Below are 15,955 nucleotides of genomic sequence, written 5' to 3'. Positions count from 1 at the left end.
CGCCATCGACGTCGCGCCGGAGGTCCCCAGCCGTGGCAAAGCCGCCGTTCACGCACCTGCACGTGCACACTCAGTACTCCCTCCTGGACGGTGCGGCGCGGCTGAAGGACATGTTCAATGCCTGTCAGGAGATGGGCATGTCACACATCGCCATGACGGACCACGGCAACCTCCACGGGGCGTACGACTTCTTCCAGCAGGCCACCTCCGCCGGCATCACGCCGATCATCGGCATCGAGGCGTACGTGGCCCCCGAGTCGAGGCGCAACAAGCGGCGTATTCAGTGGGGTCAGCCGCACCAGAAGCGGGACGACGTCTCCGGTTCGGGTGGTTACACCCACAAGACGATCTGGGCGAGCAACCGGAAGGGCCTGCACAACCTCTTCCGTCTCTCCTCCGACGCCTACAAGGAGGGCTGGCTCACCAAGTGGCCCCGGATGGACAAGGAGGTCATCGCCGAGCACGCCGAGGGCCTGATCGCGTCCACAGGTTGCCCCTCGGGTGTGGTGCAGACCCGGCTGCGCCTCGGTCAGGACGAGGAGGCGCTGAAGGCGGCGGCCGAGTACCAGGAGATCTTCGGCAAGGAGCGGTACTTCCTGGAGCTGATGGACCACGGCATCGAGATCGAGCGCCGGGTCCGTGACGGCCTGCTGGAGATCGGGAAGAAGCTCGGCATCCCGCCGCTGGTCACCAACGACTCGCACTACACGTACTCCCACGAGTCGTCCGCGCACGACGCGCTGCTGTGCATCCAGACCGGCAAGAACCTCTCGGACCCGGACCGCTTCCGCTTCGACGGCACCGGCTACTACCTCAAGTCCACCGACGAGATGTACGCCATCGACTCCTCCGACGCCTGGCAGGAGGGGTGTGCCAACACGGCCAGGGTGGCCGAGCTCATCGACACCACCGGCTGGTTCGAGAAGCGCGACCTGATGCCCCGGTTCGACGTCCCCGAGGGCTACACCGAGGTCACCTGGTTCCGCGAGGAGGTCAAGCGCGGCATGGCCCGGCGCTTCCCCGGCGGCATCCCCGAGGACCGGCAGCGCCTCGTGGAGTACGAGATGGACATCATCATCCAGATGGGGTTCCCGGGGTACTTCCTCGTCGTCGCCGACTTCATCATGTGGGCGAAGAACAACGGCATCGCCGTCGGCCCCGGCCGGGGCTCCGCGGCCGGCTCGATCGTCTCGTACGCCATGGGCATCACCGACCTCGACCCGATCGAACACGGCCTGATCTTCGAGCGGTTCCTCAACCCCGAGCGCGTCTCCATGCCCGATGTCGACATCGACTTCGACGAGCGCAGGCGCGCCGAGGTGATCCGGTATGTGACCGAGAAGTACGGCGCCGACAAGGTCGCCATGATCGGCACCTACGGCACCATCAAGGCCAAGAACGCGATCAAGGACTCGGCGCGTGTGCTGGGTTACCCGTACGCGATGGGCGACCGGCTCACCAAGGCCATGCCCGCCGATGTCCTCGGCAAGGGCATCCCGCTCTCCGGCATCACCGACTCCGCCCACCCCCGCTACAGCGAAGCGGGCGAGATCCGGGGGATGTACGAGAACGAGCCGGACGTGAAGAAGGTCATCGACACCGCGCGCGGCGTGGAGGGCCTGGTCCGGCAGATGGGTGTGCACGCCGCGGGCGTGATCATGTCCAGCGAGACCATCACCGACCACATCCCGGTCTGGGTGCGCCACACCGACGGCGTCACCATCACGCAGTGGGACTACCCGACGTGCGAGACGCTCGGCCTGCTGAAGATGGACTTCCTCGGCCTGCGCAACCTCACGATCATGGACGACGCCGTCAAGATGGTGAAGGCCAACAAGGGCATCGACCTCAAGCTCCTCGACCTGCCCCTGGACGACCCGACGACCTACGAACTGCTCTGCCGCGGTGACACCCTCGGCGTCTTCCAGTTCGACGGCGGCCCCATGCGCTCCCTGCTGCGCATGATGAAGCCCGACAACTTCGAGGACATTTCCGCGGTCTCGGCCCTCTACCGGCCCGGCCCGATGGGCATGAACTCGCACATCAACTACGCCCTGCGCAAGAACGGCCAGCAGGAGATCACACCGATCCACCCCGAGCTCGAGGAGCCCCTGAGGGAGGTCCTCGACATCACCCACGGCCTGATCGTGTACCAGGAGCAGGTGCAGAAGGCCGCCCAGGTGCTCGCGGGCTACTCGCTCGGCCAGGCCGACCTGCTGCGGCGCGCGATGGGCAAGAAGAAGAAGGAAGTCCTCGACGCGGAGTTCGTCAACTTCCAGAAGGGCGCCCGCGACAAGGGGTTCTCGGACGAGGCGATCCAGGCCGTCTGGGACGTGCTGGTGCCCTTCGCGGGCTACGCCTTCAACAAGGCGCACTCCTCGGCGTACGGCCTGGTCACCTACTGGACCGCGTATCTCAAGGCCAATTACCCGGCCGAGTACATGTCGGCGCTGCTCACCTCCGTGCGCGACGACAAGGACAAGTCGGCGGTCTACCTCAATGAGTGCCGGCGCATGGGCATCAAGGTGCTCCCGCCGAACGTCAACGAGTCGGAGGCCAACTTCACCGCCCAGGGCGACGACGTCATCCTCTTCGGCCTCACCGCCGTCCGTAACGTCGGTCAGAACGTGGTGGATTCGATCATCCGCTCGCGCAAGTCCAAGGGGAAGTACACGACCTTCCCCGACTTCCTCGACAAGGTCGAGGCGGTCGTCTGCAACAAGCGCACCGTCGAATCGCTGATCAAGGCCGGCGCGTTCGACGAGATGGGCCACACCCGCAAGGGCCTCACCGCGCACTACGAGCCCATGATCGACAACGTGGTCCAGGTCAAGCGCAAGGAGGCCGAGGGCCAGTTCGACCTGTTCGGCGGCATGGGGGACGCCTCCGAGGACGACACCCCGGGTTTCGGACTGGACGTGGAGTTCTCCGACATCGAGTGGGACAAGGCGTATCTGCTGGCCCAGGAGCGCGAGATGCTCGGCCTCTATGTCTCCGACCACCCGCTGTTCGGTATCGAGCACGTCCTCAACGACAAGGCGGACGCGGCGATCGCCCAGCTCACCGGAGGTGAGCACTCCGACGGCGCGATCGTGACCATCGGCGGCATCATCTCCGGGCTCCAGCGGAAGATGACCAAGCAGGGCAACGCCTGGGCCATCGCCACCGTCGAGGACCTCGCGGGCTCCATCGACTGCATGTTCTTCCCCGCCACCTACCAGCTCGTGTCCACCCAACTCGTCGAGGACACGGTCGTCTTCGTCAAGGGGCGGCTGGACAAGCGGGAGGACGTACCGCGGCTGGTCGCCATGGAACTGATGGTCCCCGACCTGTCCGAGGCCTCCGCCAACGCACCGGTCACGATCACCATCCCGACGGTGAAGGTGACTCCGCCGCTGGTCGAGAAGCTGGGCGAGGTGCTCACCCACCACCGGGGCAGCACGGAGGTCAGGATCAAGCTCCTCGGGGCCCGTAAGACCACGGTGCTGCGGCTGGACCGGCACCGTGTCACCGCGGACCCCGCGCTCTTCGGCGACTTGAAGGTGCTGCTCGGCCCGTCCTGTCTGGCCGGCTGAGCAGGACGGCGCCGAGGGGCCCTCAACAGGCGCCGAGTGGGCCGGTGTCCGCAGCGCTGAGGGGCGCGACCACGTACGGTCGCGCCCCTCAGCGCTGACGGGCTGCTGCCCAGCGGTGGTCAGTTGTGACCGAAGCTGCTCTTCCGCTTGCGCTGCGAGGACGGCTCGTCCTGACCGGGGGAGTGGGGCTGCTGCCGGTTCTGGGACTCCGAGGACTCGCCCTGCGCGTTCGGGCCCTGCGCGCGCTCGTCGGGGCGCTGCCCGGCACCGCGGTTCCTGGGCTGATTCCGATTCTGGTTCCTGTTCTTGGCCATGATCGCCTCCTGTGCGGGGTCTCAGAACCTGGCCTGCGGCCCGGGGGGAGCCGGAGCCGCTTCGCGAACCACGCTCGCACGGCCGGACACGGAGCGCATCCCGAACCATTACCGTGCGTGAAAAGGGCGGGTGGGACAGGGGCTTCCGCCCCCCTTCTCCCTCTCGCCACGCCGATGATCGAGTTCCGACTGATAACCCTCGTACGGTCGGGCAGACTCGAAGTAAATCCGATGCGAAAGCGCCGTTCCGGGGGGCGACGGTCTTCACGAAAGAGGGTGGAACGTGGACCGCTGCGTCGTCCTGGTGGACGCCGGCTATCTGCTGGGCGCTGCCGCGAGCCTCCTCGCCGGAGAGCCCGCCCGCTCTCGCATCACCGTCGATCACGCCGCGCTCATCCAGGGGTTGAGGGACCGCGCCGAAGCCGACACCGAACGCCCTCTGCTCCGGATCTACTGGTTCGACGGCGCCCCCGACCGTGTACCGCAGCCCGAGCACCGGCGGTTGCGCGTGATGCCCCGCGTCACCGTCCGGCTGGGTGCCCTGACCCGCAGCGACGGGCGCTGGGCGCAGAAGGGCGTGGACGCGGCCATGCATGCCGAACTCACCGAACTCGCCCGCAATCGCGCCTGTTCGGACATCGTCCTGGTCACGGGTGACGGTGATCTGCTGCCCGGTCTGATGGACGCGAAGGAGCACGGCGTCGCCATCCATCTGTGGGCCGTGCAGGCCGCGGACGGCGACTTCAACCAGTCCGAGGATCTGGTCGCCGAGGCCGACGAACGACGCGTACTGGACCGCATCTGGATCACACAGGCCGTACGCGCAAAGGATCTTGCGGGACCTTGCGCGCCACCGTCCGCCCCCGGGCCCGAGATCGCGGCCATCCTCTCCGCGCCGCTGCCAGAGTCCTCCACCCAGGCCCCGACAGGCGAGGCAGGGACGGCGCAGAGCGCGCGGAACGGATCGGCCGGCCACGGCACGACCGCCGCACCGGCCCCCACCACCGGCGAGCCCACGGGCAGCAAGGGCGTACCGACCCCCAAGGACCTCGCCGGTCTCGGCCGTGCGCACTCCGGCGCGGCCCACCCGCCGCAGCCGCCGGCCGGCAACGCCACCTTGCGCTGGTCCTCCGACCGCGGCTGGGTCGAGCGCGGCGGCCCCGCGGAGCCGCCGGAGATCGCCGCCCTCCCCACCCTCGCCCAGCTCACCAGCGCCGAGCAGCGCTGGGCCGACCGCGAGGAGGACATCACGGCGGTCAGCGGGGACCCGTTCGAGGTGGGACAGGTCTTCGCCCGCCGCTGGACCGAGCGGCTGACGTCCCCGGCACAGCTCCAGCAGGTCTCCACGGAGTACCCGCGCATCCCGCACCGGATCGACGGCGAATTGCTGCGGTACGCGGCCCGCTTCGGGCTGCTCGCCCACAAGGACGACCAGATCGACGAGCACGACCGCTATGCGATCCGCGCCGGCTTCTGGCGCGAGTTCGACGCCCGTACGTCGGCGGACCGCACCCCGCCCGCCTCCGGCTGAACCTCCCGGGGAGGTCGCTTTTCGGGGCGGATCGGGCCCCGCAGGGCGTGACGGGGTGCCGGACGCGTACTCTCGTTGCTCGTGAGGACGGGCACAGCACAGGCACGGCAGGGCAGTAGGGCCGACGCGGCGGAACCCGCGCCCGCGTGCGCCGTACGCGACCTGGTGAAGACCTACCCGGCTGCCCGTGCCCGCCGCGGCACCCCGGCCGCCCCCGCCGTCCGCGCCAGTGACGGCATCACCCTGGAGGTACGGCGCGGGGAGATCTTCGGTCTTCTCGGGCCGAACGGCGCCGGGAAGTCCACGCTCGTCCGCCAGCTCACCGGCCTCATGCGCCCGGACTCCGGATGTGTCCGCGTCCTCGGCCACGACCTCGTACGCCACCCGGACCGTGCGGCCCGCCTCATCGGCTACCTCGGCCAGGAGTCCACCGCCCTGGACGAGCTGACGGTCGGGCTCGCCGCCGAGACAACGGGACGGCTGCGCGGCCTCGACACCCGTACCGCACGGGCCGAGCGCGACGCGGTCCTCGACGAGCTGGGCCTCGCGGACCTCGCCGGCCGGCCGTTGCGCAGGCTCTCCGGCGGCCAGCGGCGGCTGGCGTGCTTCGCGGCGGCGCTCGTCGGTGACCGGACTCTCCTCGTCCTCGACGAGCCGACGACCGGGATGGACCCGGTGGCCCGGCGCGCCGTGTGGGCGGCGGTCGACCGCCGCCGGGCGGAGCGGGGCGCCACCGTCGTCCTGGTCACCCACAACGTCATCGAGGCCGAGACCGTACTGGACCGGGTCGCCGTCCTGGAGCGGGGCCGGGTCATCGCCTGCGACACGCCCGGCGGGCTGAAGTCCCTCGTCGCGGACGAGGTGCGGCTCGAACTGGTGTGGCGCGACCACGCCCCGCTGGAGGTGCCCGAGGTCGCGGCGCTCCGCGCCTCCGCCCGCGAGTCGGGACGGCGCTGGGTCCTGCGGCTCGCCCCGGACGAGGCCCGCGCGGCGGTCGCCGCCGTCACCGGCGGCGCGGCCTTCGCGGCGCTCGACGACTTCACCGTCGCCACACCGAGCCTGGAGGATGTCTACCTCGCGCTCGGCGGCCGTACGGAAGGTCTGGTGAAGGGTGACTGACCGCAGGCGTGGCATGGTGGACCACCGGCCCGTATCGAACAGGAGCAGCGCAACGTGAGTGTCGTGCCCGCGGAGGCGGTGTCCGGGCAGGTGACGGCGACAGCCGGGTCCCACGAGAGCGGATCCCCTGCGACCGGATCCCAGGAGGCCGAGCCTCTGCCCGGTGCGGCGGCTCCGCTCGCCCCCCGCGCACGCCTGCTGCCCGCCCTGGCCGCCGTCTACCGCGCCCAGCTCTCGCGGGCCCGCGTCGCCCGTATCCCGCTGCTGTTCGTCGCGACGTTCCAGAGCGTCGGGATCATGGTGCTGATGCGCGGGGTCGTCGACGGCGGCGACGAGGCGCGCGCCGTGGTCGCCGGGTCGAGCGTCCTCGTCGTGGCCTTCGTGGCGCTCAACCTTCTCGCCCAGTACTTCGGGCAGCTCCGTGCCGGCGGCGGGCTCGACCACTACGCCACGCTGCCCGTGCCGCCGGCCGCGGTGGTGCTCGGCGCGGCCGGGGCGTACGCCTCGTTCACCGCGCCCGGTACGGCCGTCACCGCGGTGGTCGGCAGCCTGCTCTTCGGCCTGCCGCTGACGCATCTGTGGATCCTGGTGGCCGTGATCCCGCTCGCGGGCGCCGCCCTCGCCGGACTCGGCGCCGCGCTCGGCCTCCTGGCCCCGCGCCAGGAAATCGCCACGCTGCTCGGCCAGTTGGGCATGTCCGCCGCGCTGCTGCTGGGCGTGCTCCCTGCCGCGCACCTGCCGGGCCCGGTGTCCTGGGCCCGGGACCTGCTGCCGTCGACGTACGGCGTCGAGGCGCTGGCCCGCACCTTCGAGGCACGGCCGGACTGGCTCGTGGTCGTCGCGGACCTCGCGGTCTGCGCGGCGGTCGGCGTGGTGTCGCTGGCCGTCGCCACCTGGGCCTACCGGCGGGCGGCGGTCCGATGACGCGCCAGCACAGGCGTCCTGCTCGATCCGGTACGGCTCCGGCCTGGCACGATGACGGGGTGACCGCACCGATGACACCGCACGACCAGTATCCGCACGACCCGCGTGGGAATTCCGCCGCCGGCGGGCCGTACCCCGAGGACCCCGACGGGCCGGGCCTGGGGGTGGAGCTGCGGCAGGGCGCGCTGCTGGCGCTGGGAGTGACGGTCGCCGGGGTGGCGCTGGGCCTGCTCTGGCTCTGGCTGGCCCCGCGGGTCCCGCTGGTCTCGGACGGCAAGGCCGTCTTCATCAAGAACTCCGAGGGCGAGGAAGCGATCGGCGCGGACGGAACGTTCGTGCTGATCGCCGCCGGCCTCGGCGTGCTCACCGGCGCGGTCGTCTTCTGGTTCTTCCGGCGTGGCGGCATCGCGATCGTCATCGGGACGGCGGTGGGCGCCCTGCTCGCCTCGGTCCTGGCCTGGCGGCTGGGCGTCTGGCTCGGCCCGGCGCAGGACGTGGCGGCGCACGCCCGCGCCGTGGGGAAGGGCAAGACCTTCGACGCGCCGCTGCAGCTCCGGGCGAAGGGCGCGCTGCTGGCCTGGCCGATCGCGGCCACGGCGGTTCACCTCTGTCTCACGGGCATCTTCGGCCCCCGGGACCCGGAGCCTCCGACCCCTGTCTGACCTCGGACCCGGGACCTCGGTCTGACACCGGACCCGGAGCCCTCCGGCCCTGTCCGACCCGGGGCCCGGAACTTCCGGTCCCTGTCCGACCCCGGGACCCGGAGCCCTCCGGCGTCCTCTGTCCGACCAGGGACCCACAGCCTTTGGCCAGCTCCGACCCCCGGGGCCTCCTGCGCCCTTCCGAGCGGTCCTGACGGGGACCGGCGTGGCTGCCTGCCCCCGCCCCGCCGTACGCCCCTCCGGCGTCGCCCGGGGCGCCTACGCGCGGCCGATCGGGGCCAGTACCGCGCCCGTCAGCGTCGCCAGATCCGTCGGGGCCAGCTCGACCTCCAGCCCGCGGCGGCCCGCCGACACGCACACGGTGCCGTACGACGACGCCGAGGCGTCCAGCACCGTCTGCAGCCGGCGCCGCTGCCCCAGCGGCGAGATCCCGCCCCGTACGTAGCCGGTGGTGCGCTCCGCCACCGTCGGATCGGCCATCACCGCACGCTTGCCGCCCACCGCCGCCGCGAGGGCCTTCAGGTCCAGCGACCCGGCGACCGGGACGATGGCCACCGTCAGGGCGCCGTCGACCTCGGCCAGCAGCGTCTTGAACACCCGCTCCGGCTCCACGCCCATCGCCCGGGCGGCTTCCTCGCCGTACGACGCGGCGGACGGGTCGTGCTCGTACGCGTGCACCGTGAAGTCCGTGCCGGCGTCGGTCAGGGCGACCGTGGCGGGCGTCCCGCCCGGGCCGGCCTTCTGCTTCTTCTTTCCCAAGGTCCCCGGTTCCTCGCTCAGTTGGGAATGGTCGGCTGCCGCGTGAGATCCACCGCCGGCAGCGACGGGATCCCCCGGATCAGCGTGCTCTCGACGCGGAGCATCTTCAGCTCCTGCCGGAGCCGTTCCGCCGTGGTCGGGGCCTCCAGCAGCCGCTGCTTCGCCGGGGTGTCCAGCACCGCGGCCGCGCCGACCAGATACGACAGCACGGACGGCTCGTCGGGGAGTTCCTGCTCCTCCATCAGCGACCGCTCGTTCGCCCCTGCCAGCCGCTTCTGGTACGTCCGGAAGGCCCGCATGACGCCCGAGGCGAGTGCCCCGGCGCCCTCGCCCTCGTCCTCCTCGAGCAGCTCGGTCTCGGCCATCAGATACGCGCCCGAGGCGTCGACCGACCGCAGGCGGAAGCGCGTGGTGCCGGTGGCCAGGACGTCGAAGCCGCCGTCGCTCTTCTCCCTGATGGTGGCCGCGTCCGCGATGCAGCCGACCGGGTGGAACGATTGCAGCGGGTCGTCCCCGAAGCCGGCCCCGGGCCCGCGCTCGGGCAGGGCGGTGGAGTCCGGCATGCCGGGGGCGCTGGGCGCGACCTCGTGGCCGTCGCGGATGGCGACGACGGCGAACCGGCGAGGCGTCTCCTCGTCCAGCTTCGCCAGGTCGCGCATCATGGCGCGATACCGCTGCTCGAACACGTTGAGGGGCAGCACGAGGCCCGGGTACAGCACCGAATTCAGCGGGAAGAGTGGCAGGCGCACGACAGTCACAACGCTCAAGCCTAATGGCCGGTTGCCGCGGCCCTGCCGGACCGTCGACGCAGGGGCATGGTGGAGGCGACCTGGATGCGGACGCCGTCGCGTGCTTCCAGGAACTGACCGAGCGGGTCGTCGCAGACATCGCTCCAGGGGAAACCGGTCGCGTACGGGCCGATCAGCCGGAACTGTTCGAGGGCCTCGACCCAGCGCCCCCGCACGATCAGGACGTACGTGAGGAGGTTGCGGACCTCCGCCGGCCAGGGGTCGCCGGGCACATAGCGGGCCGACAGGGCGATCGCCAGGTCCGCCGCCCTGTCGATGCGACCGCTGAGGGCGACCACGGTGCTGCTCTCCGGGCGGCGCTCCTCGGCGAGCAGCGCGGCCAACGAGGCCCGGACGGGCAGGGCTTGCAGCAGAGAGCCGGGGAGGGCCTGCTCGGCCGCGCGCTCCGCGAAGTCGAAGCACGCGTGGTGGGAGCCGTGCCAGCGGGCGCTGAGGTACTCCAGCGCGGCGACATGGCAGCCGTAGTGGTGCGGGGACCGCTTCACGGCCTCGGCCCACAGGGCGTCGAAGTCGCTGCGCGGGGCGTCGGTGCCGCGCGCGTGGTCGAGCGCGAGACGCCACGGCACCGGGTCGCCCGGCGCGGCCCGTGCCGCGGACTCGATGAGCGGCACGGTCTCGCGCAGGGGCTCGGCGCGGCCGGGCAACTCCCATGCTGCCCGGACCGCGAGTTCGGCCCTGACCAGCGCCGCGTCCGGGTCGCGGGGCGCGGAGGCGAGCCACTGGGCGAACCAGTCGGAGCGGTGGCGCGCGAAGACCGCGAGGCAGGTGGCGTACCGGTCGCGCGACTCCCACTCGGCGGCCTCGCGGGTCGCCGCGAGCAGCGCGGCCGCCGGGCGGTGCTCGCCCCGCCCGGCGGCGGCGAGTGCCGGGCCGAGCCGTTCGTCGGGCGCGTCGAGCAGGACGTCGTCGTCGGGTGGCAGACCGGCGGCGAGGAGGGGGGTGTGGCGGATCATACGAGCCGTGGTGATCAACGCTCGGAGGAAGACCACGGTGCCTCCGGGCTGTGGGGGGACGGGAGTATGTCCGGTTTGCTGGTCCGTGTGGTGCGCGTTCTGCGCTCATTGAAAGGTGCAGGTCGGGGGCGCGCCAGGGCAATTCGGTGAAGCTTTTGTATCGTTGGAAAGGTTGCTTTCGGAATGGTCAATACCGGGTAAAGAGTGCAGGTCGCAGGGGGCGTGAAAGGCCGGGGAGGTAAGCGGTTGCCGCGCCGCCCGCGCTCCCGTACGCCCCCGCAGCTCCGCTCGCGCCTCCACGCCCGAACCTGACCCCTACCTGCGCTTCGGCCGCCCCTGGGTGCCGCCCGCACGCTCCCCGCCGACTCGGGCGGGACGGCGCCGGCGCACCCGGCCTCGCGGAGTCCTGCCGCAGGTGGGTGGGACGTCCGGCCGTACGGCAGCGGACGTCCGGTCGTACGGGGTCAGCTGCGGCGCAGGACGCGCGACGCGCCCGCCGCGACCGTCGTGGCGAGGATCCAGCCCAGAAGGATCATGACCGAGGCCGCCCACTGGAAGCGCCCCACCGGTTTCCAGAACGTCGCCTGCCCCAGATCGATGACCGGCAGCAGCAGGTCCAGCGCGTACAACATGGCGTTCCAGTGCGGCGCTTCGCCGTCGCGCAGCTCCGCCGGCGGATTCCGGTCGAAGAGCAGCGTGCCGACCGCCCACAGCACCGCCATCCACAACGCCGCCCGTCCCGGCTTGTAGCCGTAGGCCACGGTCCAGTCCTGGAGATAGCCCCACAGCTTGCCCGCCAGCGGCAGCGTCTCCCGGCGCCGCCGCTGCTTGGCCAGCAGCACCGCCCGCGCGTCCGAGTCCTCGCCGCTCGCCCGCATCGCGGCCGCCAGTTGCTCATACGGCTCGGGGGCGTACTCCGGGGTCGCTGCGGCCACCCACTCCAGCCGCTCGGACAGCGGGAAGGAGCCGCGCGGTATCAGCGTCTCGTACGCGAACCCGGCCATCGCCAGACCGCCGGGCCCCGGCCAGCTCGTCGCCTTGTCGACGAGATTGACGACCTTCGAGCCCGAGAGCACCACCCGGCCCCGCTCCGGCCGCTCGCCGAGGAAGCGCAGCTCGGGTGTCTGGATGCGGCGCAGCGACACCTCCTGACCTGCGTCCATGACGAAGCGGGCCTGGTAGAAGTCGACGGCGTCGCCGAACCGCCCGTCGTCCAGCCGCACCCCGCCCTCGCACTCGAAGTGCTGGATGCGCGTGCCACGGGTCGGCGTGATCCCGAACGGCGGTGTGGTGCCCGAGGAGCCGGCGAGCGGCGAGGAGCTGAGCCCGGCCGCCGTCATGTAGAGCGACCGCTCGACGGTGAGCTGCGGGGCGTTGAGCGCGCGCCGACCGTACGGGTTGCTGAGCCGGCTGCCGCGCAGGCTCAGCGACACCCCGATCTGGGCGCCGCGCAGGCTGAACTCGCCGTAGGACTCCATCATTTCGGCCTGCAGGTCCTGGGCGACGGTCATGCCGTCCGCCGAGATGGAGCGGCCCTTGCGGTCCTTGTAGACCGTGAGCTGGTTGAGCATGAGGTCGGTGCCGATGTGCGCGTCGGTGAGGCGTATGCCGCTGCGCACCGTGCAGCGGGCCAGATGCAGATCCCCCTCGGTGGTCAGCCGGGCGGCCTCGAGCCGGGGTATCGCACAGGACACCAGGCGCAGCGTGGAGAAGCGGGACTCGGGCAGCAGGACCTCGTTCTCGAAACGGCAGCCGAACAACTCGACGTACGGCTCGATGGTGCCGCCGGACAGATCGAGCGTGCCGGTGATGAACGCACCGGTCAGCTTGAGTGCGGCGACCCGCCCCGGCTGCGGGGGCGGGCCGTCGAGGAGTAAGAGCGCCACGATGCGCGCCCGGACGGAGCGGTCGGGCCCCCAGTGGTACTGGCCCTCCGGATCATCGTGTACGGGATTGCGAGTGCGAAGATCATGAGTGCTTCCATTGCGGAACGCCTGCCACATCCCCCACTCGGCCGGGGTCAGCTCCAGGCCCTCCGGCGGCTCACCGTCACCTGCTCCGGACACCTTCGCAGCCCCTTTCCGAGCCGCGCGGCCCACACGGCTCCTTCAAGCTCCCTATTCCCGTTCCGTAACGGCCTGAACGCTAACGGTCAGCAGTGTCAAGGAATTCGCTGCAGAGGCGTGTATCAGCCACTGATACGCGCGACCGCGCACCGGAACCGGTCTGAGACAATTGGCTCCGTGATCTCCCGTATCGATCTGCGCGGTGACGCCCTTCCCGAGGGTGCCGCCCTGCGTGACCTGCTGCCCCGTGCCGAATTCGACGTCGAGGCCGCCCTGGAGAAGGTGCGGCCGATCTGTGACGACGTACGGCATCGCGGCTCGGCGGCGCTGATCGACTACGCGGCAGAATTCGACGGTGTGCGCATCGAGCGGGTCCGCGTACCCGCTGAGGAGCTCGACCGCGCCCTGGCCGAACTCGACCCGCAGGTGCGCGCGGCGCTGGAGGAGTCCATCCGCCGCGCCCGCCTCGTCCACCGTGAGCAGCGCCGCACCGACCACACCACCCAGGTCGTCCCCGGCGGCACCGTCACCGAGCGCTGGGTGCCCGTACAGCGTGTCGGCCTCTACGTCCCGGGCGGCCGCGCCGTCTATCCGTCCTCGGTCGTGATGAACGTGGTCCCGGCCCAGGAGGCGGGCGTCGGCGGGGTCGCCGTCACCTCGCCCCCGCAGAAGGCCCTCTTTCCCGGTCATTGGGGCGGCGGGCTGCCGCACCCCACGATCCTCGCCGCCTGCGCCCTGCTGGGCGTCGACGAGGTGTACGCGGCCGGAGGCGCCCAGGCCATCGCGATGTTCGCGTACGGCACCGACGAGTGTCCGCCGGTCGACCTGGTCACCGGCCCCGGCAACATCTACGTCGCCGCCGCCAAGCGTCTGCTCAAGGGCCGTATCGGGATCGACGCCGAGGCCGGCCCGACCGAGATCGCCGTCCTCGCGGACGCCACCGCCGACGCCGTGCACGTCGCCTCCGACCTGATCAGCCAGGCCGAGCACGACCCGCTGGCCGCCGCCGTCCTCGTCACCGACTCCGTCGAGCTGGCGGAGCAGGTCGAGACCGAGCTGAAGACCCAGGTCGCCGCCGCCCGGCACCGCGAGCGCATCGCCGAAGCGCTGGCCGGCCGCCAGTCCGCCGTCGTGCTCGTCGACGGTCTGGACGAGGGCCTGCGGGTCGTCGACGCCTACGCCGCCGAGCACCTGGAGATCCAGACCGCCGACGCCTCCGCCGTCGCCGCGCGGGTCCGCAACGCGGGCGCGATCTTCGTCGGCCCCTACGCACCCGTCTCGCTGGGCGACTACTGCGCCGGTTCGAACCACGTGCTGCCCACCGGCGGCTGCGCCTGCCACTCCTCCGGCCTGTCCGTGCAGTCCTTCCTGCGCGGCATCCACGTCGTGGACTACACCCGCGACGCCCTCGCCGAGGTCACGCACCACGTCGTGACCCTCGCCGAGGCCGAGGACCTGCCCGCGCACGGGGCCGCTCTCAAGGCCCGGTTCGACGGAGAGGTTCCGGACCAGTGACCGGCATCGACGATCTGCCCATCAGGGACGAGCTGCGCGGCAAGTCCCCGTACGGCGCGCCGCAGCTCGACGTGCCCGTACGCCTGAACACCAACGAGAACCCGTACCCGCTGCCCGAGGCGCTCGTGCAGCGCATCGGCGAGCGCGTCACCGAGGCCGCCCGCGAGCTCAACCGCTACCCCGACCGGGACGCCGTCGAGCTGCGCGCCGCGCTGGCCACGTATCTGACGCGGACCACGGAACACACGGTCGAGCCCGCCCAGGTGTGGGCCGCCAACGGGTCCAACGAGGTCATCCAGCAGCTTCTCCAGGCCTTCGGCGGCCCCGGCCGCACGGCCATCGGTTTCGAGCCGTCGTACTCGATGCACGCGCTGATCAGCCGTGGCACCGGCACCGGCTGGATCTCCGGCCCGCGCAACGAGGACTTCACCATCGACGTGGAGGCGGCGGCCGCCACCATCGCCGAGCGGAAGCCGGACGTCGTCTTCATCTGCTCGCCCAACAACCCCACGGGCACGGCGGTCGGGGCCGAGACCGTACTGGCGCTGTACGAGGCCGCGCAGGCTGCCAAGCCCTCCCTCGTCGTGATCGACGAGGCGTACGGCGAGTTCAGCCACCGCCCCTCCCTGCTGCCGCTGATCGAGGGGCGCCCGAACCTGGTGGTCTCGCGCACCATGTCCAAGGCCTTCGGCGCGGCCGGGCTCCGCCTGGGCTACCTGGCCGCCCACCCGGCGGTCGTGGACGCCGTCCAGCTCGTGCGCCTGCCGTACCACCTCTCGGCCGTCACCCAGGCCACCGCGCTGGCCGCGCTGGAACACACCGATACGCTGCTCGGGTACGTCGAACAGCTCAAGGCCGAGCGGGACCGGTTGGTCGCCGAACTGCGCGCCATCGGCCTCGATGTCACCGAATCCGACGCGAACTTCGTGCAGTTCGGCCTCCCCCACAGCCTCAAGGGCGTGGGAGGGGCCCCCACCGTCGACGCCCATGCCGTGTGGCAGGCCCTGCTGGACCGCGGTGTGCTGGTCCGTGACAACGGCGTACCGGGCCGCCTGCGCGTCACCGCGGGCACCCCGGAAGAGAACGACGCGTTCCTCGATGCGGTGCGCGATCTGATGAAGGAGTTGAACCGATGAGCCGCGTGGGCCGCGTGGAGCGCACCACCAAAGAGACGTCCGTCCTCGTCGAGATCGACCTCGACGGCACCGGCAAGGTCGATGTGGCGACCGGGGTCGGCTTCTACGACCACATGCTCGACCAGCTCGGCCGCCACGGTCTCTTCGATCTCAGCGTGAAGACCGACGGCGACCTGCACATCGACAGCCACCACACCATCGAGGACACCGCGCTGGCGCTCGGCGCGGCGTTCAAGCAGGCGCTCGGCGACAAGACGGGCATCTACCGCTTCGGCAACTGCACGGTGCCGCTGGACGAGTCGCTGGCCCAGGTGACCGTGGACCTGTCGGGCCGCCCGTACCTGGTGCACACCGAGCCGGAGAACATGGCGCCGATGATCGGCGAGTACGACACGACCATGACCCGGCACATCTTCGAGTCCTTCGTGGCACAGGCACAGGTCGCCCTGCACATCCACGTCCCGTACGGGCGCAACGCCCACCACATCGTCGAGTGCCAGTTCAAGGCCCTGGCCCGCGCCCTGCGCTACGCCTCCGAGCGCGACCCCCGCGCTGCCGGGATCCTGCCTTCCACGAAGGGCGCGCTGTGAGC

The 15,955-nt window shown here is 71.3% G+C and carries 13 protein-coding genes; 8 read left to right on the top strand and 5 right to left on the bottom strand.

Going from position 1 to position 15,955, the window contains the following annotated elements:
• Positions 1-32 precede the first annotated feature (32 nt).
• Entirely contained in the window at positions 33-3,575 is a 3,543-nt protein-coding gene (gene dnaE / locus ACGFNH_RS01220; protein WP_393650882.1) for a DNA polymerase III subunit alpha, read from the top strand.
• A gap of 119 nt (positions 3,576-3,694) precedes the next feature.
• Here dnaE and ACGFNH_RS01215 read toward each other — a convergent pair whose 3' ends face one another.
• A complete protein-coding gene (locus ACGFNH_RS01215; protein ID WP_393650881.1) occupies positions 3,695-3,889 on the bottom strand; it encodes a hypothetical protein in 195 nt (64 codons plus the stop codon).
• A gap of 283 nt (positions 3,890-4,172) precedes the next feature.
• On the opposite strand from ACGFNH_RS01215, the gene ACGFNH_RS01210 reads away from it, so the two are divergent.
• The 4 genes from ACGFNH_RS01210 to ACGFNH_RS01195 all read left to right on the top strand — a co-directional run bounded on the left by ACGFNH_RS01210 (position 4,173) and on the right by ACGFNH_RS01195 (position 8,125).
• Complete coding sequence (locus ACGFNH_RS01210; protein ID WP_393650880.1) at positions 4,173-5,420, top strand: NYN domain-containing protein; 1,248 nt, start codon at positions 4,173-4,175, stop codon at positions 5,418-5,420.
• Between the two features lie 81 nt (positions 5,421-5,501).
• Positions 5,502-6,539: an ABC transporter ATP-binding protein gene (locus ACGFNH_RS01205; protein ID WP_393650879.1), complete on the top strand. Its 1,038-nt coding sequence runs from the start codon at positions 5,502-5,504 to the stop codon at positions 6,537-6,539.
• A gap of 156 nt (positions 6,540-6,695) precedes the next feature.
• Entirely contained in the window at positions 6,696-7,463 is a 768-nt protein-coding gene (locus ACGFNH_RS01200; RefSeq protein ID WP_393651462.1) for an ABC transporter permease, read from the top strand.
• Between the two features lie 71 nt (positions 7,464-7,534).
• Positions 7,535-8,125 (top strand): hypothetical protein, encoded by a 591-nt coding sequence (locus ACGFNH_RS01195; RefSeq protein WP_393651461.1) that lies wholly within the window; start codon positions 7,535-7,537, stop codon positions 8,123-8,125.
• Positions 8,126-8,383: 258 nt separating this feature from the next.
• Here ACGFNH_RS01195 and ybaK read toward each other — a convergent pair whose 3' ends face one another.
• From ybaK to ACGFNH_RS01175, 4 genes are all read right to left on the bottom strand, one after another.
• Positions 8,384-8,884 carry a Cys-tRNA(Pro) deacylase gene (gene ybaK, locus ACGFNH_RS01190; RefSeq protein ID WP_393650878.1) on the bottom strand — a complete coding sequence of 167 codons (501 nt, stop codon included), beginning with the start codon at positions 8,882-8,884 and terminating at the stop codon, positions 8,384-8,386.
• Positions 8,885-8,901: 17 nt separating this feature from the next.
• Positions 8,902-9,642 carry an LON peptidase substrate-binding domain-containing protein gene (locus tag ACGFNH_RS01185; RefSeq protein WP_393650877.1) on the bottom strand — a complete coding sequence of 247 codons (741 nt, stop codon included), beginning with the start codon at positions 9,640-9,642 and terminating at the stop codon, positions 8,902-8,904.
• Positions 9,643-9,653: 11 nt separating this feature from the next.
• Positions 9,654-10,646: a hypothetical protein gene (locus tag ACGFNH_RS01180; RefSeq protein ID WP_393650876.1), complete on the bottom strand. Its 993-nt coding sequence runs from the start codon at positions 10,644-10,646 to the stop codon at positions 9,654-9,656.
• A 464-nt stretch (positions 10,647-11,110) separates the two neighbouring features.
• Entirely contained in the window at positions 11,111-12,712 is a 1,602-nt protein-coding gene (locus ACGFNH_RS01175) for an oxidoreductase (protein ID WP_393650875.1), read from the bottom strand.
• A gap of 177 nt (positions 12,713-12,889) precedes the next feature.
• Between ACGFNH_RS01175 and hisD the strand changes: the two genes are divergently transcribed.
• Genes hisD through hisB form a run of 3 tightly spaced genes read left to right on the top strand, consistent with a single transcriptional unit; the run spans position 12,890 to position 15,953 of the window.
• Positions 12,890-14,227, top strand: coding sequence for a histidinol dehydrogenase (gene hisD / locus ACGFNH_RS01170; RefSeq protein WP_393650874.1), 1,338 nt, complete (start codon positions 12,890-12,892; stop codon positions 14,225-14,227).
• Entirely contained in the window at positions 14,224-15,363 is a 1,140-nt protein-coding gene (locus ACGFNH_RS01165) for a histidinol-phosphate transaminase (protein ID WP_393650873.1), read from the top strand. Before hisD ends, ACGFNH_RS01165 begins: the two co-directional genes overlap by 4 nt.
• Positions 15,360-15,953, top strand: coding sequence for an imidazoleglycerol-phosphate dehydratase HisB (gene hisB / locus ACGFNH_RS01160; RefSeq protein WP_393650872.1), 594 nt, complete (start codon positions 15,360-15,362; stop codon positions 15,951-15,953). Before ACGFNH_RS01165 ends, hisB begins: the two co-directional genes overlap by 4 nt.
• Positions 15,954-15,955: the final 2 nt, after the last annotated feature.

Origin of the sequence: Streptomyces sp. NPDC048639, from assembly GCF_043199075.1 — a bacterium.
Classification (GTDB): Bacteria; Actinomycetota; Actinomycetes; order Streptomycetales; family Streptomycetaceae; genus Streptomyces.
This window is presented reverse-complemented; position numbering and strand designations above follow the sequence as displayed.

Coding starts and splice junctions, on each gene's coding strand:
- ACGFNH_RS01215 (WP_393650881.1), bottom strand. CDS start 3,889: ATGGCCAAGAACAGGAACCAGAATCGGAATCAGCCCAGGAACCGCGGT.
- ACGFNH_RS01195 (WP_393651461.1), top strand. CDS start 7,535: ATGACACCGCACGACCAGTATCCGCACGACCCGCGTGGGAATTCCGCC.
- ACGFNH_RS01180 (WP_393650876.1), bottom strand. CDS start 10,646: ATGATCCGCCACACCCCCCTCCTCGCCGCCGGTCTGCCACCCGACGAC.
- hisB (WP_393650872.1), top strand. CDS start 15,360: ATGAGCCGCGTGGGCCGCGTGGAGCGCACCACCAAAGAGACGTCCGTC.